This window comes from Kitasatospora sp. NPDC091207, assembly GCF_044768625.1.
Classification (GTDB): domain Bacteria; phylum Actinomycetota; class Actinomycetes; order Streptomycetales; family Streptomycetaceae; genus Kitasatospora.
The window spans coordinates 295,353-319,579 of sequence record NZ_JBIVVS010000003.1 but is presented as its reverse complement, the minus strand read 5'-3'; the positions used below and the strand labels follow the sequence as shown (position 1 = coordinate 319,579).

General features: G+C 72.9%; 19 protein-coding genes. 6 read left to right on the top strand and 13 right to left on the bottom strand.

What is annotated here, in order from left to right:
- Positions 1–37: 37 nt before the first annotated feature.
- The 4 genes from ACIQTO_RS09015 to ACIQTO_RS09000 form a co-directional block, all read right to left on the bottom strand.
- Positions 38–964, bottom strand: coding sequence for a carbohydrate kinase family protein (locus tag ACIQTO_RS09015; protein ID WP_402384900.1), 927 nt, complete (start codon positions 962–964; stop codon positions 38–40).
- 106 nt (positions 965–1,070) lie between these two features.
- The gene (locus tag ACIQTO_RS09010) at positions 1,071–2,552 is read right to left on the bottom strand and encodes an MFS transporter (protein ID WP_402385249.1); all 1,482 of its coding nucleotides are present in this window, start codon (positions 2,550–2,552) and stop codon (positions 1,071–1,073) included.
- Between the two features lie 378 nt (positions 2,553–2,930).
- A complete protein-coding gene (locus ACIQTO_RS09005; protein WP_402384898.1) occupies positions 2,931–4,634 on the bottom strand; it encodes a DUF885 domain-containing protein in 1,704 nt (567 codons plus the stop codon).
- A 64-nt stretch (positions 4,635–4,698) separates the two neighbouring features.
- Entirely contained in the window at positions 4,699–5,388 is a 690-nt protein-coding gene (locus ACIQTO_RS09000; protein ID WP_402384895.1) for a rhomboid-like protein, read from the bottom strand.
- Between the two features lie 172 nt (positions 5,389–5,560).
- Between ACIQTO_RS09000 and ACIQTO_RS08995 the strand changes: the two genes are divergently transcribed.
- The gene (locus tag ACIQTO_RS08995; RefSeq protein WP_402384893.1) at positions 5,561–6,295 is read left to right on the top strand and encodes a TetR/AcrR family transcriptional regulator; all 735 of its coding nucleotides are present in this window, start codon (positions 5,561–5,563) and stop codon (positions 6,293–6,295) included.
- A 127-nt stretch (positions 6,296–6,422) separates the two neighbouring features.
- On the opposite strand, the gene ACIQTO_RS08990 is transcribed toward ACIQTO_RS08995, so the two are convergent.
- The 8 genes from ACIQTO_RS08990 to ACIQTO_RS08955 all read right to left on the bottom strand — a co-directional run bounded on the left by ACIQTO_RS08990 (position 6,423) and on the right by ACIQTO_RS08955 (position 14,533).
- Positions 6,423–7,274: a fumarylacetoacetate hydrolase family protein gene (locus ACIQTO_RS08990; protein ID WP_402384890.1), complete on the bottom strand. Its 852-nt coding sequence runs from the start codon at positions 7,272–7,274 to the stop codon at positions 6,423–6,425.
- Between the two features lie 383 nt (positions 7,275–7,657).
- Positions 7,658–8,872 carry a serine/threonine-protein kinase gene (locus ACIQTO_RS08985; protein ID WP_402384887.1) on the bottom strand — a complete coding sequence of 405 codons (1,215 nt, stop codon included), beginning with the start codon at positions 8,870–8,872 and terminating at the stop codon, positions 7,658–7,660.
- 93 nt (positions 8,873–8,965) lie between these two features.
- Positions 8,966–9,955, bottom strand: coding sequence for an ABC transporter substrate-binding protein (locus ACIQTO_RS08980; RefSeq protein ID WP_402384885.1), 990 nt, complete (start codon positions 9,953–9,955; stop codon positions 8,966–8,968).
- Positions 9,956–9,997: 42 nt separating this feature from the next.
- Positions 9,998–10,750, bottom strand: a complete 753-nt coding sequence (locus tag ACIQTO_RS08975) for an amino acid ABC transporter ATP-binding protein (RefSeq protein WP_402385246.1) — start codon at positions 10,748–10,750, stop codon at positions 9,998–10,000.
- A gap of 20 nt (positions 10,751–10,770) precedes the next feature.
- Positions 10,771–11,799 carry an amino acid ABC transporter permease gene (locus ACIQTO_RS08970; RefSeq protein ID WP_402384882.1) on the bottom strand — a complete coding sequence of 343 codons (1,029 nt, stop codon included), beginning with the start codon at positions 11,797–11,799 and terminating at the stop codon, positions 10,771–10,773.
- A gap of 40 nt (positions 11,800–11,839) precedes the next feature.
- Positions 11,840–12,790: an ABC transporter substrate-binding protein gene (locus ACIQTO_RS08965; protein ID WP_402384879.1), complete on the bottom strand. Its 951-nt coding sequence runs from the start codon at positions 12,788–12,790 to the stop codon at positions 11,840–11,842.
- Positions 12,791–12,863: 73 nt separating this feature from the next.
- A complete protein-coding gene (locus tag ACIQTO_RS08960) occupies positions 12,864–13,367 on the bottom strand; it encodes a GNAT family N-acetyltransferase (RefSeq protein ID WP_402384876.1) in 504 nt (167 codons plus the stop codon).
- Positions 13,364–14,533: an LLM class flavin-dependent oxidoreductase gene (locus tag ACIQTO_RS08955; protein WP_402384874.1), complete on the bottom strand. Its 1,170-nt coding sequence runs from the start codon at positions 14,531–14,533 to the stop codon at positions 13,364–13,366. Before ACIQTO_RS08955 ends, ACIQTO_RS08960 begins: the two co-directional genes overlap by 4 nt.
- Positions 14,534–15,185: 652 nt before the next feature.
- Here ACIQTO_RS08955 and ACIQTO_RS08950 point away from each other — a divergent pair.
- The 3 genes from ACIQTO_RS08950 to ACIQTO_RS08940 all read left to right on the top strand — a co-directional run bounded on the left by ACIQTO_RS08950 (position 15,186) and on the right by ACIQTO_RS08940 (position 20,645).
- Positions 15,186–16,220, top strand: a complete 1,035-nt coding sequence (locus ACIQTO_RS08950; protein WP_402384872.1) for an amino acid ABC transporter permease — start codon at positions 15,186–15,188, stop codon at positions 16,218–16,220.
- Positions 16,217–18,127: an FAD/NAD(P)-binding protein gene (locus tag ACIQTO_RS08945; RefSeq protein ID WP_402384869.1), complete on the top strand. Its 1,911-nt coding sequence runs from the start codon at positions 16,217–16,219 to the stop codon at positions 18,125–18,127. Before ACIQTO_RS08950 ends, ACIQTO_RS08945 begins: the two co-directional genes overlap by 4 nt.
- Before the next feature lie 232 nt (positions 18,128–18,359).
- Positions 18,360–20,645 carry an FdhF/YdeP family oxidoreductase gene (locus tag ACIQTO_RS08940; protein ID WP_402384866.1) on the top strand — a complete coding sequence of 762 codons (2,286 nt, stop codon included), beginning with the start codon at positions 18,360–18,362 and terminating at the stop codon, positions 20,643–20,645.
- Between the two features lie 81 nt (positions 20,646–20,726).
- Here ACIQTO_RS08940 and ACIQTO_RS08935 read toward each other — a convergent pair whose 3' ends face one another.
- Positions 20,727–22,355, bottom strand: a complete 1,629-nt coding sequence (locus ACIQTO_RS08935) for an NlpC/P60 family protein (RefSeq protein WP_402384863.1) — start codon at positions 22,353–22,355, stop codon at positions 20,727–20,729.
- Between the two features lie 336 nt (positions 22,356–22,691).
- Here ACIQTO_RS08935 and ACIQTO_RS08930 point away from each other — a divergent pair, with 336 nt between their 5' ends.
- Positions 22,692–23,873, top strand: a complete 1,182-nt coding sequence (locus ACIQTO_RS08930) for an anion permease (protein ID WP_402384860.1) — start codon at positions 22,692–22,694, stop codon at positions 23,871–23,873.
- A gap of 26 nt (positions 23,874–23,899) precedes the next feature.
- Positions 23,900–24,154, top strand: coding sequence for a hypothetical protein (locus ACIQTO_RS08925; RefSeq protein WP_402384857.1), 255 nt, complete (start codon positions 23,900–23,902; stop codon positions 24,152–24,154).
- The last annotated feature ends 73 nt before the right edge of the window (positions 24,155–24,227 follow it).

Here is a 24,227-nt window from a genome sequence, read left to right as displayed (position 1 = left end):
CGGCCCGCCACCGCACCGGGCCTCCGGGCCGGTGCGGTCAGCCCGCCAGGACCGCGGCCAGGTCCCCCGGGCCGACGAACGCGGTGTGCGTCCCCGCCTCGGTGCAGGCGAACGCCCCGGCCACCGAGCCCGCGCGGGCACAGTCCACCGGCGGGCGGCCGCGGAACCAGGCGTAGAGGAACCCGGTGACGAAGGCGTCGCCGGCGCCGTTGGTGTCGACGACCGGGTGGCCCGGGTCGACGGCGGGCAGCCGCCGGAGCGGGGCGTCCCGGGTCAGCAGGTAGCAGCCCTCGGCGCCCGCCGTGGCGATCACGGCGGTGGCCCGGCCCTCGGCGAGGATCGCGCCCATCACCTCCGCGTGACGGCCCCGGCAGCCGGCCACCGAGAGGAAGACCAGGTCGGAGCCGAGCGCGTAGTCCCGGTGATGGGGGTCCCGGCCGTCCCAGTCGTGCAGATCGGTGGAACTGGTGCGGCCGAGCCGGTGCAGGTCCGGGTACATGTCGCGGTTGTGGCTGGTGATGGAGAGGTGCACGTGCCGGCTGCGCTCCACGTACGGCAGGTAGAAGGCGCGGGGCAGGCGCAGGTCGGCGGGGTGGCGGCCGTCGAAGAAGGAGAACCGGCGGCCGGCGGCGTCGACCAGGTTGACCGCGCGCGGGGTGCCGTGCGGCGAGACCAGGTGCGCGAACGGCAGGCCCACCCGGGCGTACTCGGCGAGGATCAGCTCGGCCTGCGGATCGTCCCCGAGGTAGTCCAGGAAGGCCGTACGCAGGCCGAGGTGGTGGGCGCCGAGGGCGACGCCGTTGCCGGTGTGGGCGACGTAGTCGCGGACCGGCCCCACGTACTGCGAGTCGGCGTCCGGGACCTCCAGCCGGTCGACCCGGACGATGGTGTCGACGCCGGCCCCGCCGACCACGAGCAGGTCGAACGCGGGCCCGGCCGGGCCGGACGACTCGGACTCCGACACGGCGGCGCCTCCTTGACTCCCTGGTGGTGGCCAGGAGTCAAGCAGGCGCCGGAGGGTGACTGCAAGACCTTGCGGCAAGTTTCAGGAGATGCCGGCGGGAGGTGGGTCAGGAGGCGCGTTGCCGCTGCCCCGGCGTCACCGCCCCCGCCTTGGCCGGCGCACCCGCCTTCGCCGCACCCGCCTCGGCCGACGCGGCCCCGGGCACGGCCTCCCCGGTGGCCTCGCCGGGCGCCGGACGGTGGTTGATCATCAGGAAGGCGATCAGCGCCGCCGTCAGCAGGATGCCCATCGCCACCCAGGTCGCGACCACGTACCCGTGCACCGCGCCCTGGGCCTGCACCTGGGGGTTGCCGGCGATCCGGGTGGCCAGATACGTGGCGGTGGCACTGGCCGCGATGGTGTTCAGCAGCGCCGTACCGACGGAACCGCCCACCTGCTGGGCCGAGTTGATGGTGGCCGACGCGGCGCCGGCCTCGTTCCGGGCGACCCCCAGGGTGGCCAGGCTCATCGCCGGCATGAACACCAGGCCCATCCCGAAACCGAGCAGCAGCTCGGCCGGGAGCACCATGCCGGCCCAGGGGCTGTCCACCTTCATCTGGGTCAGCCAGGCCATCGCGGCTCCGGCGAGCAGCAGCCCGGGCACGATCAGATTGCGCGACGGCACCCTCGTCATCAACCGGGCCGCGAAGCCGGTCGAACTGATCACGATGGCGGCCGTCATCGGCAGGAAGGAGACACCGGACATCACCGGCGAGAAGTGTTTGATCACCTGCAGGTAGTAGGTGAGGAAGAGGAACAGGCCGAACATGCCGACCATGGCCAGGCCGACCGAGAGCGCGGCACCGCCGCGGTTGCGCTCGCCGACGATGTGCAGCGGCAGCAGCGCGTGCGCGGTGCGCCGCTCCACCATGACGAAGACCACCAGCAGGAGCGCGCCGAGCACCAGCGAACCCAGCACCAGCCAGTCCACCCAGCCCCGGCTGACCGCCTCGCTCGTACCGAAGACGATGGCGAGCAGGCCGCCGCAGCCCAGGAACGCGCCGGGCAGGTCGAGTTTGACCCGGCGACCCTTGGCGACGTGGTCCGAGGTCAGGATGGAGAAGGCGGCGAAGGCCGTCGCGATGGCGATCGGGGTGTTCACGAACAGGCACCAGCGCCAGTTCAGGTACTCGGTCAGCAGGCCGCCCAGGAGCAGGCCGATCGCGGCGCCGCCGCCGGCGATCGCACCGAAGACGCCGAACGCCGTACTGCGTTCCCGTGGATCACTGAAGGTGGTGGAGAGCAGACCCAGCGCCGACGGGGCGAGAAGTGCGCCGAAGGCGCCCTGGAGGGCACGGGCCGCGAAGAGCATCGGCGCCCCGGTGGCCCCGCCGCCGATAGCGGAGGCGAGGGCGAACCCGAGCAGGCCGATGATGAAGACGCGTTTGCGGCCGAAGAGGTCGCCCAGCCGGCCGCCGAGGAGCAGCAGGCCACCGAAGGCCAGCGTGTAGGCGGTGATCACCCACTGCCGGTTGGCGTCGGAGATCCCGAGGTCCTTCTGGGCCGAGGGCAGGGCGATGTTCACGATGGTGATGTCGAGGACGATCATCAGCTGGGCGATGGCGATGACCGCCAATGCCCACCAGCGGCGACTGTCCGCCGCCCTATGACCGGTGGCAGGTTGGGCAGACACTGGGGGAGCCTTCCGCAGGGGATTCGGAGAGGTCGCGCAGTCGCCTTCAAGCCAAACTCGCCGCGCGGCGAATGGCAAGGAAAAAGCTCACCAAATCGTACGAATTGGGACCAATGAACCACCGGCCCGGGACCACGGGACCAGGCCCGCCCGGGCAGCGGAGGCCGGCCGCGCGGGCCCCCGGGTGTCCCCGCCACCCGGGGGCCGCCGTGCTGCCGCCGGCCGACGCCGTGCCGTGCCGTGCCGGACAGGGCCGGACAGGGCCGTGCTGTGCCATGTCGTGCCGGACAGGGCCTACAGCGCGGCCAGCTCCGCGACCAGGTCGTCCAGGCCCAACGAGCCCTGCGAGAGCGCCGCCATGTGCCAGGCCTTGAGGTCGAACTCCTCGCCGCGCGCCTCGTGCGCCGCCCGGGCCGCCGCCCGGCCGCGCAGCCAGGCCCGCTCGCCCAGCTTGTAGCCGATCGCCTGGCCGGGCATGCCCAGGTAGCGGACCAGCTCGCTGTCCAGGACCTCCGCCGACAGCCCGCAGTACCGGCCGAAGAACTCCCGCGCGGCGTCCGGCAGGACGGGCTCGCCCGGCCGGTACGGGGAGTCGGCGGGGAAGTCCAGCCCGGCGTGCATGCCGATGTCGACGATCACCCGCAGCGCGCGCATCATCTGGGCGTTGAGGTAGCCGAGCCGGTGGCCCGGGTCGGTGAGGTAGCCGAGCTCGTCCATCAGGCGCTCGGCGTACAGCGCCCAGCCCTCCAGGTTGGCGCTCACCCCGCCGATGCTCACCTGGTAGGTGGAGAGCCGGTCGGAGACGTAGTTCCACTGCGCCAGCTGGAGGTGGTGGCCGGGAACGCCCTCGTGGTACCAGGTGGAGACGAGGTCCCAGACCGGGAAGCGCTCCCGGCCGATGGTCGGCAGCCAGGTCCGTCCCGGGCGGCTGAAGTCCAGCGAGGGCGAGGTGTAGTACGGCGCGGCGGCGCTGCCGGCCGGGGCGATCCTCGACTCGACCCGGGTGACCGGCTCGGCCAGGTCGAAGTGGGTGCCCTGGAGGTCGCGGATCGCCCCGTCCATCAGGCCCTGGAGGTACTCACGGGTGGCCTCGGCGCCCTCGACGGCGGGGCCGTCGGTTTCCAGCCACTTCATCGCCTCCATCGGCGTGGAGCCGGGCAGCACCTTCTCCGCCTCCGCCTCCATCTCGGCGAGCAGGCCGTGGAACTCCTGCCAGGCCCAGCCGTACGCCTCGTCCAGGTCGAGGTCGGCGCCGGTCCAGTAGCGCACGAAGCGGCCGTAGCGCTCGCGCCCGGTGGTGTCGGGGGTGCCGGCGGCGGCCGGGCCGTAGACGTCGCGCAGCCAGTCGCGCAGGCCGGCCACCGCCTCGGCGGCGGCCGCGGCGGGCCCGGCCAGGCCGGCCCGCAGGCCCTCGGGGGCCTGCTGGACGAACACCCCGAACCAGCCGGCCGCGTCCCCCTCCAGCCACTCGCCGAACTGCTCGACCATGGTGGACACCTGGCGGGGGCCGGAGAGCAGGCCGCGCTCGACGCCCGCGGCGAGGGTCTCCCGGTACTGCTCCAGCGCGACGGGCACCCGGGCCAGCCGGCGGCCGATCACCCCCCACTCCTGCTCGGTGTCGGCGGGCATCAGGGTGAAGACGTCACGCACGTTGTGGACCGGCGAGGCCAGGTTGCGAACCGCGCGGTAGCCCTCCCCCGCGTCGTGGACGGCGAGCCCGGCGGTGAGCCGCTCGCGCAGCAGCCGGGCGCAGCGGCGCTCGGCCTCGTCCTCGGCGGCTCCGGCCCGCTCCGCGTCCGCGAGCCGGGCGAGCGTGCGGCGGCCGAGCTCGGCGAACGCCTCGTCACCGGCCGGGGAGAGGTCGGGGAGGCGGTCGTCGTCGAGGTTGAGCCCCAGGTACACCGCGGTCAGCGGGTCGAGCTCGGCCAGGGCCTGCACATAGTCGTCGGCAATACGGCGCGGGGTGGTGCCGCCGGAGCTGATCAGTTCTTCAACCATCCGGACATCATTTCGCGGCCCGGGCCGATTGCAAGCCCCTACCCTGTGGCATGGACCGGCCATTTCAAGCACCCGCCCGGTGCTCCCGTCGGCGCCTGAACAGCAGGGCCGGGTCCCAGGTGGGCCGGCCACGGGCGAACCGGAAGAAGCCGAGGCCGATCAGCACCGAGCAGAAGTGTCCGAGGTCCGTGAAGGTGTGCGAAGTGATCAGCGGTACCAGGTAGAAGACCAGCACCCCGCCCCCGTACAGCAGGCGCCAGTGGCCGGCGAACCGGTACGTCAGCACGGCGACCACCCCGGCCAGCGCGTACGAGACCCCGACGTCCACCGTGCCGGCCAGGCTCTCCTGCAGCCGGCCGTGCAGGATGCCGCGGGCGACCACCCCCTCGCTGACCAAGGTGGCCAGCACGTGCGCGGTGGCGGCCACCGTGAACCAGCGCAGCGTCCCGATCCAGCGCTCGGCATTGGCGTGGAAGAGGCTGAACAGCACGAAGTAGAGGAGAAAGCTCGACTGCTCCGTCCAGAGCGCGCTGGCCACCAGGACGTGCAGCGGGTCCGAGCGCAGGTTGTCCAGATTGGTCGAGCGGGCGGCCAGGAACCAGTCCAGGTTCGCCGGGTTCATCCGCGCCACCACGAAGCTGGTGACCGCCAGGACCAGCAGCCACACGTACGTCCCGGGCGCCGACCGGATCCACCTCAGGACCGCCCCCGGCACCCGGCGCACGGCGGCCGTCCACTGCTCTGCCCGCGCCATCCGGCGGCCCTCCTCGAAGCGGCGGAGACGATCCGTCCCATCCTCGGCGGCCGGCCGGCCGCGGGACCGCTCCGACCCGCCGGTGGCGGGCCGGCCCGACCGCAAACATCCGTTCGGGAAGATCGGTGCAGGCAAGGATCCGATCGGACCGGCGCCCATTACGCTGGCCGCCATGGAAGCCAGCTCAGCGCCCGTCCCACCCTCCCCCGAGGCCCGTCCGCGGCGTAGCGGGTACCGGCGGCTGCCGGTCCAGCAGCGCCGGGAGCAGCTGATCGCGGTGGCGCTGGAGCTGTTCGCCTCCCGGCCACCCGACGAGGTGAGCCTGGACGACGTGGCGGAGGCCGCCGGGGCCTCCCGCCCCCTGGTGTACCGGTACTTCGCGGGCGGCAAGCAGCAGTTGTACGAGGCCGCGCTGCGCACCGCGGCACAGGAGCTGACCAGCCGGTTCACCGTGCCGCTGGCCGGCAGCCCGACCGAGCAGCTGTCCTCCGTCCTGGAGAGCTACTTCGCCTTCGTGGCCGAGCACGACGCCGGGTACTCGGCCCTGCTGCGCGGCGGCTCGGTGGTGGAGACCCAGCGCACCTCGGCGATCGTGGACGACGTCCGGCGGGCGGCGCTCAAGCGGACCCTGCGCCACCTCGGCGTCCGCGAGGCCGGGCCGCGGCTGACGCTGCTGGTGCGCTCGTGGATCGCGGTGGTCGAGGGCACCTCGCTGAGCTGGCTGGACGAGGGCCGCGCGCTGCCGGTGGGTGAGCTGCGGGAGTGGCTGGTGGACCAGTTCATGGCGATGGCCGCGGCGACGGCGCTGCACGATCCGCAGACGGCGCGGGTGCTGAGCGCGCTGCTGGCGCTGGAGGGGCCGGACGCTCCGCGGGCCGCCCGGCTGCGGGAGGTGCTCACCGGCTGAGGCGCGGGGGCGCGGCGGATGCGGCGCGCTGCCCGGTGGTCGCGGCGCCCGGTGGCCGGCCGGGGCCGGGCCCGCCCGCGCGACCCCGACCCGACCCCCGTGCCCGGGGTCGGGGCGGGCCCGGGCGTCAGGCCTTGCCGAGCACCTGGCGCTGGCGGCCCAGCCCGTCGATCTCGATCTCCACGACGTCCCCCGGGATCAGGAACGGGGTGCCCGGGTGGCCCAGGGTGACGCCGGCCGGAGTGCCGGTGACGATCACGTCGCCCGGCTCCAGCACCAGGAACTGGCTGACGTAGCGGACGATCTCCAACACCGGGAAGATCATCTGCGCGGTGGAGCCGTCCTGCCGCTGCTCACCGTTGACCCAGAGCCGCAGCCCGAGCCCCTGCGGGTCGGCCACCTCGTCGGCGGTGACCAGCCAGGGGCCGAGCGGGGTGAAGGTCTCCGCCGACTTGCCCTTGTCCCACTGGCCGCCGCGCTCCAGCTGGAAGGCCCGCTCGGTGACGTCGTTGGCGATCGTGTAGCCGGCGATGACCCCGGCCGCCTCCCGGTGGCCCTCCAGGTACCGGGCGGTGCGGCCGATCACGATCGCCAGCTCGGCCTCGTAGTCGGTCTTCTCGCCGCCACGGGGCACCAGCACCTCGTCGTACGGGCCGACCACGGTGTTGCTGGGCTTGAGGAAGATCACCGGCTCGTCCGGGATCGCCGCGCCGGCCTCGGCGGCGTGGTCCCGGTAGTTGAGCCCGATCCCGACCACCTTGCCCGGCCGGACGACCGGAGCGCCGACCCGCTGTCCGGCGATGTCGGTCACCGGCAGCAGGCCGGCGGCCGCGTCGCGGGCCAGCGCGGCCGGGTCGAGCCCGGCCAGGAAGGCGCCGTCGATGTCCCGGGCCCGGCCGGAGAGGTCGTACGCGGTGCCGTCCTGGCCCAGCGCGATCGGGCGCTCGGCGCCCGGTGGTCCGACACGGAGGAGCTTCATCTGAGCGTCACCACCACTTTCGTCTCAGCTCGCCGGGGCGGCCGCACACACCGCACCGGACTCTTGTTGCGAGGTATATCAACGTCTGCCGCCCGCGAACCAGACAGCACAGGTCGGCGAATTCCTATCAATTCCCACAAGCGGGGACGGCACCGAATCGGGCGCCCGTACGGTTGACAGCCCCGGCCGGGCCGGGCCGCCCGCCCGGCGCAGGGCTCCGCCGTGGGCGAACGGTCCCGCGCCCGGGGTGACCGCGCGGGTGAGCGGCGGTTCGCCCGGGGCACGGTGACGAAGGCCGGCGGCCCGCGCGGGCTCGCCGAACCTCCGCCGGGGAGGCGGGGACAGCGGTGTCCGGGCATGGCGGCCCGGTCACCGCCGGGGGGTCAGCCGCTCCGCGGGCCGCCGAGGAGCCGGTCCAGCGGGAGCGCCCGGGCCGGACCGGGGCCGGTCGCATCCCGCTCCCACTCCCAGCGCTGCAGGTCGCGCAGGACGTCCGCGTGCGCCCGCTCCTCGCCGGCCAGGGCCGGGGCCAGCTCGCGCAGCAGCGCGGCGGCGGCGCCCGGGCTGCCGCCGCGGGCCAGCCAGAGGGCGAGGTCGTGGCAGGTGCGCAGGGTGCGGAGGTCGGCCGGTCCGAAGCTGCGGGCCAGCCGCGGGATCAGCTCGGTCAGCATCCGCACGGCCTCCTCGGGCCGGCCCTCGACGCCGTACTCCCAGGCCCGGTCGGCCCGTTGCCGCAAGGCCTCGGGCGGCTCGGCCGGCTCGGGCGGGGTGGTCCGGCCGAGCGGGATGTCGCGCAGCCGGCGGCGTACCTCGGCGGCGTCGGCGGGCCGGTCGGCCGGGTTCTTGGCGAGCATCTGGCGGATCAGGGCGGCGAGCTCGGGATACGGCGTGCGCACCGGCGGCGGCGGGTCGTTCAGGTGCTGGTACATCATGGTGACCGCCGACCCGGCGTTGAACGGGCGTTGCCCGGTGCAGAGTTGGAAGAGCACCACGCCCAGCGCGTAGAGGTCGGCCCGGCCGTCGATGGTGTCGCCGGCCCAGCACTCGGGCGCCAGGTACGGCGGGGTGCCGATGACGACGCCGGTGGAGGTGAGCCCGCTGCCGGACTGGGTGAGCAGCCGGGCGATGCCGAAGTCCAGCACCTTGGCCTCGCCGCTCTCGGAGATCATGATGTTCTCCGGCTTGATGTCCCGGTGCACCACGCCGGAGCGGTGGGCGGCGTCCAGCGCCTTGCAGACCTGCCGGACCCACTTCAGCGCGAGCGCCGGGTCGGGCGTGCCCTCCTTGAGCACCGCGGCCAGCGGGCGGCCGCGGACCAGCTCCATCACCAGGTAGTGGGTCGACCAGGCGCCCTGCTGGACCCGCCCGTAGTCGTGCAGGGTGGCGATGTGCGGATGGGACAGGCTGCCAGCGGTCTTGGCCTCGCGGATGAAGCGCGCGACCGCCTCCTCGTCGCCGGCCTTCTCCTCGGAGAGGACCTTGACCGCGACCGGCCGCCCGATGTTGCTGTCGTAGGCCGCCCAGACCACCCCGAAACCGCCCTGGCCGAGCATCCGGTCCAGCCGGTAGCGGCCGTCCAGTACCTCCCCAGCCCTCATGCCTCCCCCAACCCCCGCGTACGCCGGATTCGAACCGCGTCCACCGTGACCGGGGCCACCTTAGCGCTGGGGGAGGACATGGGGGTGAACGGGTTACGGCTTCGGCTTGGGCAGGCCGGGCGGGTTGATCTCGGAGGTCTGGACGGCCTCGCCGTCGAGCCCCCAGCGCTTCAACGCCTGGCCGTAGGTGCCGTTCTTGATGATCTCGTTGATCGCGCCGTTCAGCGCCTGGACCAGGCCGTTGTCCTTCTTGGTGGTCGCCGCGATCTTCCCGAGGACGTCCGCGCCGCCGCCGGAGTAGGTGCCGACCACCTCGGTCTCGCCGGTCTGCACGGCGTGGAAGGCCAGGCTCGGGTTGGGCCCGACATAGGCGTCGATCCGGCCGGAGGACAGCGCCAGGTAGTAGTCGGAGGAGGTCTGGAAGTACTTGATGTCGACCGGCTTGAGGCCGTTCTTCACGTTCTCCTCGTTCCAGCCGATCAGCAGCTTCTCCTGGTTGGTGCCGGAGGAGACGGCGATCGTCTTGCCGGCCACGTCCTTGGGGCCGGCGACCTTCCAGCCGGTGCCCTTCTTGGCCTCGAAGCCGAGGACGTCCAGCCGGTAGGTGGCGAAGTCGTACTTCTCCTTGCGGGCCTCGGTGACGGTGATGTTGGTCATGCCGACGTCGAACTTGCCGCTGTCCAGGCCGACGAAGACGTTCTCCCAGGAGACCGGGTTGAACTCCACCTTCAGGCCGAGGACGTTACCCACCAGCTCGGCGAGGTCCGGCTCGACGCCGATGATGGTCTTGTCGTCGTTCGCGTAGAAGTCCAGTGGCGGTGTGGTGCCCAGCGTAGCGGCGACCGTCAGGGTCCCTCTCTTTCTCACCTCCTCCGGAACCAGCGCCGCGATGGCGTCCACCTTGCCCGTGGTGATGCGGTTCTGATTCGGCGTCAGGTTCACCGTGGTGCCGTTCGGCGCGGTGCTGCCCTTGGCGGGGGCGAGCTCGGCGGAGGCGTCGGTGGAGCTGCCGCAGGCGGCCAGGGTGAGGGTGGCGGCGAGCGCGGCGGCGGCGGTCACGAGGGCGCGACGGGGTAGGGACATGGCGGAACTCCTGATCAGTGGAAGAGGGTCGGGGCGAGCGGGTCAGAGGACCTTGGCCAGGAAGGCACGGGTGCGCTCGTGCTGCGGATCGTCCAGGACGGCCTTCGGCGGGCCCTGCTCGACCACCACCCCGCCGTCCATGAAGACCACGGTGTCGGCGACCTCGCGGGCGAAGCCGATCTCGTGGGTCACCACGATCATCGTGGTGCCGGCCTTGGCGAGGTCCTTGATGACGTCCAGCACCTCGCCGACCAGCTCGGGGTCGAGCGCCGAGGTGGGCTCGTCGAAGAGCAGGACCTTCGGCTCCAGCGCCAGCGCCCGGGCGATCGCCACCCGCTGCTGCTGACCACCGGAGAGCTGGCGCGGGTAGACGTCCGCCTTGTCGGCGAGCCCGACCCGCTCCAGCAGCCGCAGCGCCGCCGCCCGGGCCTCGGCCTTGGGCCGGCGCAGCGCGCTGACCGGTGCCTCGATGATGTTCTCCACCACCGTGAGGTGCGGGAACAGGTTGAAGTTCTGGAAGACGAAGCCGATGTTGGTGCGCTGGCGCAGCACCTCGCGCTCCTTGAGCTCGTGCAGCCGGTCGCCGGCGCGCCGGTAGCCGATCAGCTCGCCGTCGATCGCGACGAAGCCGCGGTCGAGCTTCTCCAGGTGGTTGATCGAGCGCAGCAGCGTCGACTTGCCGGAGCCGGAGGGGCCGAGCACCACCGTCACCGAGCCGGCCGGCACGTCCAGGTCGACGCCACGCAGGACGGCGAGCTGGCCGAAGCTCTTGTGCAGGCCCCTGACCTGCACCATGGGTTCCACGACGGTGGTGGTCACGAGCGTCCTCCGGAAGCGGTGTCGACGGGGGTGCGGTCGACGGGGGTGCGGTCGGCCCGCAGGCCCTGGACGAAGGCCCGGGCCCGCTGCAGCGGGGTGGGCGGCGGGGTGCGTTCGGCACCCCGGGCGAAGTAGCGCTCGACGTAGTACTGGCCGATCGACAGCACCGTGGTCAGCAGCACGTACCAGACGGTGGCCACCATCAGCAGCGGCACCACCCGGCCGGTGCGGCCGTAGACGACCTGCACCTGGTAGAAGAGCTCGCCGATGGCCATCACGTAGACCACCGAGGTGCCCTTGAACAGCGAGATCACCTCGTTGGCGGCGGCCGGCAGGATGCCGCGCATCGCCTGCGGCAGCACGATCCGCCAGGCCTGGCGCCAGCGGGGCACGCCCAGCGCGGCGGCGGCCTCGCGCTGCCCGGAGTCGACGGAGATGATGCCGCCGCGGATGATCTCCGCGGCGAACGCGGCCTGGTGCAGGCCCAGCCCCAGCACGGCGGCACCGAGGGCGCTGAGCACCCCGACCGTCTCGAACTCGGCGAAGGTCGGACCGAACGGGATGCCGATCCCGAACCGCTTGTAGAGATAGGAGAGGTTGAACCAGAACACCAGCTGCACGATCAGCGGGATCGAGCGGAACGCCCAGACGTAGGCCCAGGCGATGGACTGCAGGATCGCGCTGCGCGACAGCCGCATCGCGGCCACCACGGCGCCCAGCAGGAAGCCCAGCAGCGTGCCGTAGAAGGTGAGTTCGATGGTGCGGCCGACCGCGCGCAGGATGGTGTCGGCGGAGAAGTAGACCTGGAAGGTGTCCCAGTCCCAGCCGGGATTGGTGTACAGCCCGTGGGCGAACTGGACGAGGACGACGAGGGCGGCCAGGCCGACCGCCCAGCGCAGCGGGTGGCGGGCCGGGACGGTCCGCAGACCGGCCAGCTCGCCGAGGTCGACGCGCCCGGCCGGGGCGGCCGGCGCCTTGGTGAGCGGGCCGGCCGGCGGGCCGGCCTCGGTGGTGGTGATGCTCATGGGGGGATTCCTCCAACAGGCCCGGGGCCCGGACAGGGGGTCACGCGTGCTCGGGCGGGCTGATCAGGGACTCCTTGATCGCCGAATCGGCGACCCCCCACTTCTTCACGATCTTGTCGTACGTCCCGTCCTTGATCAGCTGGTTGACCGCGGCCTGGAACGCGGGGGTGAGGGTGGAGCCCTTCTTGAACGCGAAGCCGACGTCCAGCCGGTGGAACTCGCCGAGGAACTTCGTCCCGGACGCCTCCTGGGACGCCTGGTAGCGCAGGCCGTTGATGGTCGACATCACGATGTCGATCCGGCCCTGCTGGAGACCGGTCAGCGTGGCGCCGTTGTCGCTGAACGCCTTGACCTCGTAGGGCTTCTTGCCGGCGTCGGTGCAGACGTTCTTCTTGTTGTTCAGCGTGGTCTCGAAGGTGGTGCCGGCGCCGGTGCCGATGACCAGCCCGCAGAGCTGGACGAGATCGGTGACCGGCTGGACGGTGGTGTTGTCCTTCTTGACCGCGAAGCCCTGGCCGTCGTCGATGTAGGTGACGAAGTCGATGGTCTTCAACCGGGCGGCGGTGACACCGAAGTTGCCGGTGCCGACGTCGTACTTGCCGCTGCCCAGCGCGGGCAGGATGGTCTCGAACGCGGCCTCCTCGCGCTCCACGGTCAGACCGAGCACCTTGGCCACCGCGTCGGTGAAGTCGATGTCCACCCCGGCCGCCTTCTTGGTGGCCTGGTCGGCGTAGAACGCGGCGGGCGGCGTCGCGATCGTCGAACCGAACTTCACCGTCCCGGCCTTGCGGACGTCCTCGGGCAGCAGCGCGGCCGCCGCGTCCGACTTCGGGATGGCGGAGATGAGGTCCTGCGCGGCGGCGTCGACCGCCGCCTTGCCCGCGCCCGACTGGGCGCCGGTCTTCGGGTCCGAGCCGCACGCGGCCAGTGCCAGGACCGGCAGCAGGGCGGCGGTCGCGAGCAGACGGCGTCGGACGGTGGTGGTTCTCACGGGAGTTGGGCGCCTTTCGGGGTTGGTGCGTGGTGGGGTCGGTCGCCGGGGCCTGGGCCCGGTCGCCGGCAGATCAGTCGTGGGCCCGGGGCCGGGCCGGCAGGTGCTTCTCGAACGCCAGCGGGCCGATCGTCAGGGGATCGGCGTCGACGTCGAACAGCGCGGTGTAGCCGGTCGCCAGGTAGAGCCCCTTGGCCTCGGGCTGGCGCGGACCGGTGGTGAGGTAGATCCGGGTGTACCCGGCCGCCGACGCGGCCCGCTCCAGCTCCACCAGCACCCGGCTGGCCAGCCCCCGGCGGCGGTGCGCGGAATGCGTCCACATCCGCTTCACTTCGGCAGTACGTTCGTCGTACCGCTTATACGCACCGCCGGCCACCGGCTCGCCGTCCTCCAGGAGGAGGAGCAGTACGCCGGCCGGCTCCGCGAAGGCGTCCCTCGGGTACCGGCTCATCTCCTCCCGGGCGTCCGGCCCGTAGCGGGTGACGTACTCCTCGGTGAGCTCCCGCAGCAGCGGCTCGACCAGGGGGTCGTCGATCGTGACCCGGCGGACCTCGATCGCCAGGCTGGTGCCGCTCACGCCTGGACCGCGATCAGCTGACGGCGGTCGCGCTCGGCCCGGGCCTCCCGCTCGGCCGCGTCGGCCGCCTTCGCGGCGTCCCGCTTGGCGACCTCCTCGCGCACGATCGGGATGACGTGACGGCCGAAGTCGATCGCGTCGTCGAGCAGCGCGTAGCCGCGCGCGGAGAGGATGTCCACGCCGAGGTCGTAGTAGTCGAGCAGCGCCTGGGCGACCGTCTCCGGCGTGCCGACCAGGGCGTTGGAGTTGCCGGCCCCGCCGGTGACGGCCGCGGTCGGGGTCCAGAGCGCCCGGTCGTAGCGCTCGCCGGCCGCGGCGATCTCCAGCAGTCGCTGGGACCCGGTGTTCTCCGGCGTCCACTCCTGCGACTGCGCCCCTCGGCGGACCAGGTCGCCGGACTCCTTGCGGGCCCGGATGGTGTCCACCGTCCGGTACGCCTTCTCCCAGGCCAGCTCCTCGGTCGGCGCGATGATCGGCCGGAAGGCCACCTGGATGCGCGGCACGTCCGCCCGGCCGGCGGCCCGCGCGGCCTCCTTCACCCGCTCGATCTGCTCGGCGGTCCGGGCCAGCGGCTCGCCCCAGAGGCAGTAGATGTCCGCCTCGGCCCCGCCGGCCGCGTAGGCGGCGTCCGAGGAACCGCCGAAGGAGACGCCCGGCCGGGGGGCCTGGACGGGGAAGACGTCCGAGACGAAGTCGTTGAACCGGTAGTACTCGCCCTCGTGGTCGAAGGCCTCCTTGCTGGTCCACGCCTTCTTGACGATCCCGATGTACTCACGGGTGCGGGCGTAGCGCTGGTCCTTGGTCAGGAAGTCGCCCTCGCGCTGCTGCTCGTGGTCGTTGCCGCCGGTGATGAAGTGGACGGTGAGCCGCCCGTCGCTGATCCGGTCCAGGGTGGCGAAGGTCTTGGCCGCGTAGGTCGGGTAGGAGACGTTCGGCCGGTGGGCCAGCAGGATCTGGAGCCGGTCGACCCGGGCCGCGAGGAACGCCGCGGCGGCCGCCGGGTCGGGGGCGCCGGCGCCGTAGGCGAACAGCACGCGGTCCCAGCCGTAGTCCTCGTGGGCGCGGGCCAGCCGCAGGGTGTAGTCGCGGTCGAAGGCCGCCGTGGAGCGGGGGGTGGTCTCCGAACCATCACCGGTGGCGGCGATGCCGAGGAATTCGACGGGCATGGTGGCTGAACCTTTCGGGTCGTACGGAATCCGGCGGCTGCGGGTGGGCAGACCGGAAGAGGCCGTGGCAGGGCCAGGCTTCGAACACGGAACGGGAGCGCGGCACGTGACGGTGGCGACGGAGAAGGCGACGGAGAACTGCCGGAGTGCAGTGGGGTGCAGAAGGCTGAAGGCGGCAGCGTGCGCCTGAAACGGCCGTCCGTACGGGACTGGACGGCCTACCCGGCCCGCGACGGGGCACCGAGGGAGAGGTCTCCGCGGGAGGGGTCTCCGAGGGAGGAGGCTCCTAGGAGGACAGGGCCGGCTGGACGGCCCGCTGCCGGGTCAGCCGCGACACGCCGCGGACCACACCCGACCGAAGTCGATGTGGTCGCGGGTGACCAGGAGCTGCTCGGCGTACATGAGCACAAGTTGAGCAGTGAAGGATGCACGGCGTCAACCACCGTCCATTACCGCTCTGTTGCGATCACTTGTCGTCATGTGCACCGGCGGCACCACCCTTGACAGGCCACGTTCGCGCATGCGTACGATCAATGCGGAGTGCAGTGCAGAGCCGGCCGCGTTGAGGGACGCGGGCCGGCCCGACGGCCGTACGTGATCACACCCGTACCTCCCGCCTGCCTGCCCGCAGCTTCCGCCTGGAGTCCTCCTCATGGCCACCCCGCAGGACGTCCTTCCCGCGCCCGTCCGCACCGAGAAGACCGCGTACGACCCCGGACCGCCCACCGGCGCCGCCCCGGACCCCTCGGCCCGGCTCGTCGCCCGCCGCCGCCCCGGCCAGTGGGTCTCCGCCGCCGTCGCCCTGCTGCTGTTCGCGATGGTCGTCAACTCGGTGATCCGCAACAAGGCCTTCCAGTGGGACGTGGTCGCCGACTGGTTCACCGCCACCTCGGTCCTCAACGGCCTCACCCTCACCCTCTGGCTGACCGCCGTCACGCTCGGGCTCGGCTTCGTGCTCGGCACCGTGCTCGCCACCATGCGGCTCTCCGCCAACCCGGTGCTGCGCACGCTCAGCTGGGTCTACATCTGGATCTTCCGCTCCACCCCGGCCCTGGTGCAGCTGCTGCTGTTCTTCAACATCGGCGCGCTCTACCCGACGCTCGGCCTCGGCATCCCGTTCGGCCCGGAGTTCATCACCGTCAAGACCGTCAACCTCTTCGGGCCCACTCTGACCGCCCTGGTCGGCCTCACCCTGCTGGAGGCCGCGTACGCCGCCGAGGTGGTGCGCGGCGGGATCCTCTCCGTCGACCGCGGCCAGCTGGAGGCCGCCTCGGCGCTCGGGCTGAGCCGGTGGCGGGTGCTGCGCCGGATCATCGTCCCGCAGGCGATGCGCTCGATCGTCCCCACCGCGGGCAACATGCTGATCAGCGCGCTCAAGGGCACCAGCATCATCAGCGTGCTGGCCGTCTCCGACCTGCTCTACTCGGTGCAACTGGTCTATCTGCAGTCCTACCAGGTCATCCCGATGCTGATGGTCGCCACCATCTGGTACATCGTGATCACCACCGTGCTGTCCATCGGCCAGTACTACGTGGAGCGGTACTACGCCAAGGGCGCCACCCGCGACGGCCTGCCGCCCACTCCGCTGCAGAAGGCCCGCGCGGCCTACCGCCGGCTGCGCGCCGCCGCCGACGCGGACAGCGGTGCCCAGGCCGGTGCCGCGCTCACCCCCGGGGAGAAGCGTTGACCACCCTGGTGATCGTCGGAGCCGGCCCGCGCGGCACCGGGCTGCTGGAGCGGATCGCCGCCAACGCGGCCGAACTCCTCCCGCCGGACCAGCCGTTGGAGATCCACCTGGTCGACCCCCACCCGCCCGGCGCGGGCCGGATCTGGCGCTACGACCAGTCCCCGCTGCTCCGGATGAACTCGATGGCCGAGGACGTCACGATGTTCACCGACGAGCGTTCCACCATCGACGGCCCGGTCCGCCCCGGCCCCTCGCTGGCCGAATGGGCCGCCCGCAGCGAGGAGTTCGAGCCCTACCGGGAGGTCGCCGACCCGTCGGTCCGGGCCGAGCTGCGCACCCTGGCGCCGACCGACTTCCCCACCCGCCGGGCCCAGAGCGCCTACCTGGACTGGGTGTTCCGCCGCGCCGTCGCCGACCTGCCGCCGCACATCACCGTCACCGTGCACCGGGACACCGTCCACCGGATCGAGGGCCCGGAGGACGGCCCGCAACTGGTCCACCTCGGCGACCGGGTCCTCACCGCCGACCACGTCACCCTCACCCTCGGCCACCTCGACTCCGCCCCGCACCCCCGGTACGCCGCGGACACCGAGTTCGCCGCCCGGCACGGCCGCTTCCACCTGCCGCCCGCCTTCTCCGCCGACGCCGACCTGAGCGGCATAGCCGCCGGTGAGCAGCTCGTCCTGCGCGGCTTCGGGCTCGCCTTCGTCGACCTGGTCGCGCTGCTCACCGAGGGCCGCGGCGGCCGCTTCGAGGAGACGCCCGACGGCCTGGCCTACCGGCCCTCCGGCCGCGAGCCGGTGATCCACGTCGGCTCGCGGCGCGGCGTGCCGTACCACTCCAAGACCGGCTACCGGCTCCAGGGCCCGCCCGCCCCGCTCCCCCGCTACTTCGACGCGGCCGCCGTGGACGCCGTGCTCGACCGGCCCGGACCACTCGAACTGCGCCGCGACTTCTGGCCGTTGATGGCGAAGGACATCGGCTTCGGGTACTACCACGAGCTGTTCCACGCCCACCCCGAGCGCACCGCACTGCCCTGGGCGGACTTCCTGGCCGGCTACGACGCGTACGGCTGGTACGCGCCCGAGCTCGCCCGGCTGATCGCCCGGGCCGTCCCCGACCCGGCCGACCGGCTGGACTTCGAACGGCTGGACTTCCCGCTGGCCGGCCTCGAACTCGGCTCCGCCGAGGAGCTCCAGCGCCACCTCCGCGGCTACATCGCCGACAACGCCGACCGCCGCGCCGACCCCGCCCACAGCGCCGACCTCGGCGCCTTCCTGGCCCTGCTCTCGCTCTTCGGCCAGGTGCCGCGCATCCTCGCCGCCGACCGGCTCACCGCCCGCTCGGTCGGCGAGGAGGTCGACGAGTGGTTCTTCGGCTACTTCAGCTACCTCGCCTCCGGCCCGCCCGGCTTCCGGCTGCGCCAACTGCTCGCGCTCTCCGAGGCGGGCGTGGTCCGCTTCCTCGGCGCGGGCATCCGGGTCGAACGGGACGAGGCCACCGGCACCTGGCGGGCGTCCGGCAGCACGGTGCCCGGGTACCGCGTCAACGCCACCGCCCTGATCGAGGCGTACCTGCCCAAGCACGCGTTGGCCCGCACCCACGACCCGGTGCTGCGCGACCTGCACCGCGCCGGGCGGATCGTGGAGGAGGTGGTCAGCGACGAGGAGCACACCCACCGCTCCGGGCTGCTCACCATCCGGCCCGGGGACAGCCGGGTCCTGGACCCGGCCCTGAGCGGCGGCCCGCACCCGCGGCGCACCGCCCTCGGCCCGCACACCAGCCTCCGCGCGGCGGCGGCCTTCGCCCGGCCGCGCACCGACTCCCCCGGCTTCCGCCAGAACGACGCCGCCGCCCGGGCCATCCTGCGCGCCCTGGCCGGCGTCCCGGCGGCGCTGGCGGCCTGAGCCGGCCCGCCCGGGGCCCACCGCACGGCCGCGGCCCCGGGCAGCCGGCGCAGGGTCGCGGCCCCGGGCCGCCGGCTCAGGGCCCGAACAGCGGTCGCACTCCACCGACGCCCGGTCGGGGTCGGCCGAACGCGGAACCCGGGATGGTCCGTACGACTCGAACGGGTGGAAGGATGGACGGCAGGCCCCGCGACGGCGCGGCGGCCGACCAGCACAGCCGAGGAGCGCAGTCATGGCCAAGCGGGCCCCGCAGAGCGATCCGGCGCAGGACGCCCCCCAGGTGTCCGCGCCCCAGCACGCCGCGGCCGGGCTGCCGGCGGTCGGCCACAGCCTCCGGATGGCCACCGAGCAGATGGGCGCCCGCCGCACCCTCGCCACCCTGCGCAAGGTCAACCAGCCGGACGGCTTCGACTGCCCCGGCTGCGCCTGGCCCGAGCCGGGCAAGACGCACACCGCCGAGTTCTGCGAGAACGGCGCCAAGGCCGTCGCCGAGGAGGCCACCGAGCGCCGGATCCGCGCCGAGTTCTTCGCCGCCCACCCGGTGGCCGAGCTGGCCGACCGCTCCGGCTACTGGCTCGGCCAGCAGGGCCGCCTCACCCAGCCGATGCTGCTGGACGAGGGCGCCACCCACTACACGCCGATCGCCTGGGACGACGCCTTCGCGTTGATCGCCGAAGAGCTGCGGGCCCTGGACACCCCGGACGGCGCGGCCTTCTACACCTCCGGCCGGACCAGCAACGAGGCCGCCTTCGCCTACCAGCTGTTCGCCCGCCGCCTGGGCACCAACAACCTGCCCGACTGCTCCAACATGTGCCACGAGTCCTCCGGCTCGGCGCTCACCGAGACGCTCGGCATCGGCAAGGGCAGCGTCAGCCTGAAGGACCTCTACCAGGCCGACCTGATCATCGTGGCCGGCCAGAACCCGGGGACCAACCACCCCCGGATGCTCTCCGCCCTGGAGCGGGCCAAGCGCGCCGGCGCCACCGTGGTCAGCGTCAACCCGCTGCCCGAGGCCGGCCTCGAACGGTTCAAGAACCCGCAGAACGCCCGCGGCCTGGTCGCCCACGGCACCAAGCTGACCGACCTCTTCCTGCAGATCCGGCTCGGCGGCGACCTCGCCCTGTTCCGCGCGCTCAACCAGCTGATCCTGGACGCGGACGGCGGTGTCGACGAGGCCTTCGTCGCGGAGCACTGCCACGGCTTCGAGGAGTTCGCCGCCGAGGCCCGGCAGACCCGCCGCGAGGAGGTGCTCGCCGCCACCGGCCTGCCGTGGGAGCAGATCGAGGAGCTGGGCCGCGTGGTGCTCTCCTCCCGGAAGATCATCGTCTGCTGGGCGATGGGCCTCACCCAGCACAAGCACTCCGTGCCGACCATCCGCGAGGTGGTCAACTTCCTGCTGCTGCGCGGCAACGTCGGCCGCCCGGGGGCCGGGGTCTGCCCGGTGCGCGGGCACAGCAACGTCCAGGGAGACCGGACGATGGGCATCTTCGAGCGGCCGTCCGCGGCCTTCCTGGACGCGCTGGGCGGCGAGTTCGGCTTCGAACCGCCGCGCGAGCACGGCCACGACGCGGTGGACACCATCCGCGCGATGCGCGACGGCCGGGTGAAGGTGTTCTTCGCGATGGGCGGCAACTTCGTCGCCGCCACCCCGGACACCGAGGTCACCGAGGCGGCGATGCGCCGCTGCCGGCTCACCGTGCACGTCTCCACCAAGCTCAACCGCTCGCACGTGGTGACCGGCGCCCGGGCGCTGATCCTGCCGACCCTCGGCCGCACCGACCGGGACGTCACCGCCAAGGGCGCCCAGTTCGTCAGCGTCGAGGACTCGATGGGCCAGGTGCACTCCTCGCGCGGCGGCCTGCGCCCGCCCGCGCCGGGGCTGCTCTCCGAGGTGGCGATCGTCTGCCGCCTCGCCCGCGCCACGCTCGGCCCGCGGGACAGCGTCCCGTGGGAGGACTTCGCGACCGACTACGACACCCTGCGGGACCGGATCGCCCGGGTGGTGCCGGGCTTCGACAACTTCAACGACCTGGTCCGCCGGCCCGGCGGCTTCACCCTGCCGCACGGCCCGCGCGACTCCCGGACCTTCCCGACCGCGACCGGCCTGGCCAACTTCACGGTCAACCCGCTCACCGCGCCCGAGGTCCCGCCCGGCCGGCTGCTGCTGCAGACGCTCCGCTCGCACGACCAGTACAACACCACCGTCTACGGCCTGGACGACCGCTACCGCGGCATCACCGGCGGCCGCCGGGTCGTCCTGGTCAACCCCGCCGACGCCGCCGAGCTGGGCCTGGCCGAGGGCGGCTACGTCGACCTGGTCGGCGAGTGGAAGGACGGCGCGGAGCGGCGCGCCCCCCACTTCAGGGTGGTGCACTACCCGGTGGCGCGCGGCGGCGCGGCGGCGTACTACCCGGAGACCAATGTGCTGGTGCCGCTGGACTCCACCGCCGACATCAGCAACACCCCGACCTCCAAGGCGGTGCTGATCCGCTTCGAGCCGGACAGCGGCGAGAGCTGAGCCGGCGGCAGGCCCCGGGCCCGGCGCGAACCGGGCCCCGGGGCCTGCCGCCCGTCGTGCCGCCGGGGCCGGGCCCGGGTCCTAGTTCTGGCCGGACGGCAGCGGCGTCGCCGAGATGGAGCCGGAGGCCGAGGCGGCGGCCGAACCGCTGCCGGTGCTGCTGGGCGTGCCGGCCGGGGTCCCCGTCGGTGTCCCGGTGGGCGTACCCGTCGGTGTGCCGGTCGGCGTCCCCGTGGGCGTGCCGGTGGGCGTACCCGTCGGTGTCCCGGTGGGTGTACCCGTCGGTGTGCCGGTCGGCGTCCCCGTGGGCGTGCCCGGGTCGGTCGGTGTACCCGTCGGCGTCCCGGTGGGCGTACCCGGGTCGGTCGGCGTCCCCGTACCGGGCTGCGGGGTACCGGGCGTCGGCGTCCCCGGGGTGGGTGTGCCGGGCACGGTCGGCGTACCGGGCGCGGGGCTCGTGGTGTTCGGGTCGACCGGCACCTGGTTGACCGGGCTCGGCGCGATCGGGGTGACGGTGTCCCAGCCCGCCGGGAGGTCCGGCACCTTCCAGGCGCCGCCCGCCTCGTCCGACGCCGTCTCCGGGTCGGGCCGGACGGCACCGAGGATCGGCATCGAGCCGATCGGCGACACCTTGATCACGGCGCCCGGCCGGGGCGCCTGGACGACCAGCCCGCCGCCGATGTAGAGCGCGACATGGGTGGCGCCCTCGAAGTAGATGACCAGGTCGCCGGGGCGCAGCTGGTTCAGCGCGACGTGCTGGAGCTGGGCCCACTGCTCCTGGCTGGTGCGCGGGATCGGCTTGCCGGCGTGCAGCCAGGCCTGCGAGGTGAGGCCGGAGCAGTCGAACATGTCCGGCCCGGCGCCGCCCCACAGGTACGGCTTGTTGAGCTGCGCCAGCGCGTAGGCGACGGCGGCGCGGCCGGCCAGCGACGGGGTGCGCTCGCCCTTGCCGAGCGCGCCGGAGGCGAGGAAGGCCAACTGGGCCTCGTCGGCCTTGGCCTTCTCCAGCTGCTCCAGCTCGGTGCGCTGGGCCCCGGTCAGCGAGGAGACCAACTGCTCGACGGCGGCCAGGTCGGCGGCGACCTTGACCTTGGCGGCGTCCTGCTGGGCGACCAGCGCCTGGGAGCTCTTCAGCGCCTCCTCGCTCTGCTTCTGCAGACCGGTGAGCGCTTCGCGGTCGAGCTTGAGCCGGTCCAGGAACTCGGACTGCGAACGGCTGGCGGTGGCGAGCAGTTCGGCGACGGTGACGGCCTCGTACGGGTCCTTGGAGAGCAGCAGTTCGGCGTAGGCCGAGGCGGCGCCGTTGCGGTACTGGGCAGCGGCGAGCTGGGCGGCCACGTCGGTACCGGCGTCCACCTGCTTCTGCTGGCGGTCCAGCCGGTCCTTGAGGTCGGTGACCGCGGCCTGCTGCTCGGCGACCTTGGCGACGGCGGCGTTGAACTGCTCGGTCGCGGCCTCGGCCCCCTTGTACAGGTCGTGCAGCTGGTCGAGCAGCGGTCCGAGGGTGGCCTTGGCCTCCGCGAGCGGGTCCGCGCCGGGCGCGACCGGGGCGGTGCGGCCCGGGGTGCCCGGATCGGGGGCCGCGAAGGCGGCCTGGGTGGCCAGCGGAAGCGCGAGCGCGGCGGCCGCGAGGACGGCTCCGCAGCGCAGGGCGGCCCGCACCCACGGTCGTGTTCCCGCGGACTCCGCGTGCTGTGCAGCCCCACCCATGGATTCGTCCTCCCCGCCCCTGCCCGGCCCCCGGATTGCCCGGATCCTCGCCGATCCTGTCATGGGTTACTCACCAGAAACAGACCGCACCCGTACGGGTCGGTGAATTCTTCGGTCGGCTGTGAGACAGGTCTCAGCAAAACGGAGCGAACCGGGGCGTTCTGCGCCAATGCCCAGTTCAGCGAGCCCGGAGACATCTTCTGGCAAGGTCATGGCAACCCCTCGGACACGTCCGGAACCCCGAAGCCCGTCTCAGTTCACCTTCCGTTCACCGAGCGTCCCTACCGTCGCGATCGACACCAACGTCAGTGCGACAACTACGACGATTGTTTGGGTATGGAACACATCTCGTTCCTGGTGGCCGTTGTGATCATCACGGCGCTCGCCTTCGATTTCACCAACGGGTTCCACGACACCGCCAACGCGATGGCCACCTCCATCGCCACCGGAGCCCTTCGGCCCAAGGTCGCGGTCACCATCGCGGCCGTCCTCAACTTCGCCGGGGCGTTCCTCTCCGTGAAGGTCGCCACCACCATCTCCGGCGGCATCGTCAACGAGAAGGCCGGGATCCACCCGGAGATCATCTTCGCCGCACTGGTCGGCGCGATCCTGTGGAACCTGCTCACCTGGCTGAGAGGCCTGCCGTCCAGTTCCTCGCACGCGCTCTACGGCGGCCTGATCGGCGCCACCGTGGTCGGCGTCGGCGTCAACGGTGTCAACTTCGACACCGTGGTCACCAAGATCCTCATCCCGGCGATCGCCTCCCCGTTGGTCGCGGGCCTGGCCTCCTGGGGCGCCACCAAGCTGGCGTACGCGATCACCCGCAAGAGCGACGGCGCGACCGTCACCAAGGGCTTCAAGACCGGCCAGGTGTTCTCCTCCTCGCTGATCTCGCTGGCCCACGGCACCAACGACGCCCAGAAGACGATGGGCATCATCACCCTGACCCTGGTGTCGGTCGGCGCCCTGCCGAAGGGCGCGCTGCCCCCGACCTGGGTGATCATCTCGGCCGGCGCGGCGATCGCGCTCGGCACCTACATGGGCGGCTGGCGGATCATCCGCTCGATGGGCAAGGGTCTGGCGGACATCCAGGCGCCGCAGGGCTTCGCCTCCGAGTCGGCCGCCGCGACCGTCATCCTGACCTCCTCGCACATGGGCTTCGGCCTCTCCACCACCCAGGTCTGCTCCGGCGGCATCATGGGCGCCGGCCTCGGCGGCCAGAAGGGCGAGCTGCGCTGGAGCCTGGTGCGCCGCATGGTCTACACCTGGGGCCTGACCCTGCCCGCCGCCGCCACGGTGGCCGGCATCGCGGCCTTCCTGGTCGAGCAGGGCACCTGGGGCGTGGCCGTGGTCGGCGCCACCCTGGTGGCCGGCTCGGGCGCGATGTGGCTGATCTCCCGCCGCCAGCCGGTCGGCGCGGACAACGTCAACGACGTCAGCGACGTCACTCCGGTCGAGATCACGCCGACCGCCGCGCCCACCACCCCCACCCCCGCCTCGACCACGGTCGCGGCCTGAGCGCCGACGGCTGAGGAGCACACAGCATGCACATCAAGTGGACCGCCCTGGCCCAGACCGCCGGCTTCAGCTTCGGCATCACCGTCGCGGTGGTCACCGTCTTCGCGCTCGGCATCCTGGCCCTCTCCCGCCGTGAGGCCGCGCTGACCGCGCAGCGCTCGGCGGCGGGCGCCGACACCCCGGCCGGCGGCGGCCGGCTGGCCCTCGCCGGCGCCTACGCCTGCTTCGCGGTCTGCGGCGCCGCCGTCCTCTACGGCCTGACCCTGATCGCCGGACACTGACGCCGGTGTCCGGGCCCGCCCGGACACCGGCACCGTACGGCGGAGGCCGGGGAGTGGACCACCACTCCCCGGC

Excerpts from the sequence above, each read along its gene's own strand:
- ACIQTO_RS09010 (WP_402385249.1), bottom strand. The coding sequence starts at position 2,552 with ATGATCGTCCTCGACATCACCATCGTGAACATCGCCCTGCCCTCGGCC.
- ACIQTO_RS09005 (WP_402384898.1), bottom strand. The coding sequence starts at position 4,634 with ATGGTTGAAGAACTGATCAGCTCCGGCGGCACCACCCCGCGCCGTATT.
- ACIQTO_RS09000 (WP_402384895.1), bottom strand. The coding sequence starts at position 5,388 with ATGGCGCGGGCAGAGCAGTGGACGGCCGCCGTGCGCCGGGTGCCGGGG.
- ACIQTO_RS08995 (WP_402384893.1), top strand. The coding sequence starts at position 5,561 with ATGGAAGCCAGCTCAGCGCCCGTCCCACCCTCCCCCGAGGCCCGTCCG.
- ACIQTO_RS08990 (WP_402384890.1), bottom strand. The coding sequence starts at position 7,274 with ATGAAGCTCCTCCGTGTCGGACCACCGGGCGCCGAGCGCCCGATCGCG.
- ACIQTO_RS08985 (WP_402384887.1), bottom strand. The coding sequence starts at position 8,872 with ATGAGGGCTGGGGAGGTACTGGACGGCCGCTACCGGCTGGACCGGATG.
- ACIQTO_RS08980 (WP_402384885.1), bottom strand. The coding sequence starts at position 9,955 with ATGTCCCTACCCCGTCGCGCCCTCGTGACCGCCGCCGCCGCGCTCGCC.
- ACIQTO_RS08975 (WP_402385246.1), bottom strand. The coding sequence starts at position 10,750 with ATGGTGCAGGTCAGGGGCCTGCACAAGAGCTTCGGCCAGCTCGCCGTC.
- ACIQTO_RS08970 (WP_402384882.1), bottom strand. The coding sequence starts at position 11,799 with ATGAGCATCACCACCACCGAGGCCGGCCCGCCGGCCGGCCCGCTCACC.
- ACIQTO_RS08955 (WP_402384874.1), bottom strand. The coding sequence starts at position 14,533 with ATGCCCGTCGAATTCCTCGGCATCGCCGCCACCGGTGATGGTTCGGAG.
- ACIQTO_RS08950 (WP_402384872.1), top strand. The coding sequence starts at position 15,186 with ATGGCCACCCCGCAGGACGTCCTTCCCGCGCCCGTCCGCACCGAGAAG.
- ACIQTO_RS08940 (WP_402384866.1), top strand. The coding sequence starts at position 18,360 with ATGGCCAAGCGGGCCCCGCAGAGCGATCCGGCGCAGGACGCCCCCCAG.
- ACIQTO_RS08935 (WP_402384863.1), bottom strand. The coding sequence starts at position 22,355 with ATGGGTGGGGCTGCACAGCACGCGGAGTCCGCGGGAACACGACCGTGG.
- ACIQTO_RS08930 (WP_402384860.1), top strand. The coding sequence starts at position 22,692 with ATGGAACACATCTCGTTCCTGGTGGCCGTTGTGATCATCACGGCGCTC.
- ACIQTO_RS08925 (WP_402384857.1), top strand. The coding sequence starts at position 23,900 with ATGCACATCAAGTGGACCGCCCTGGCCCAGACCGCCGGCTTCAGCTTC.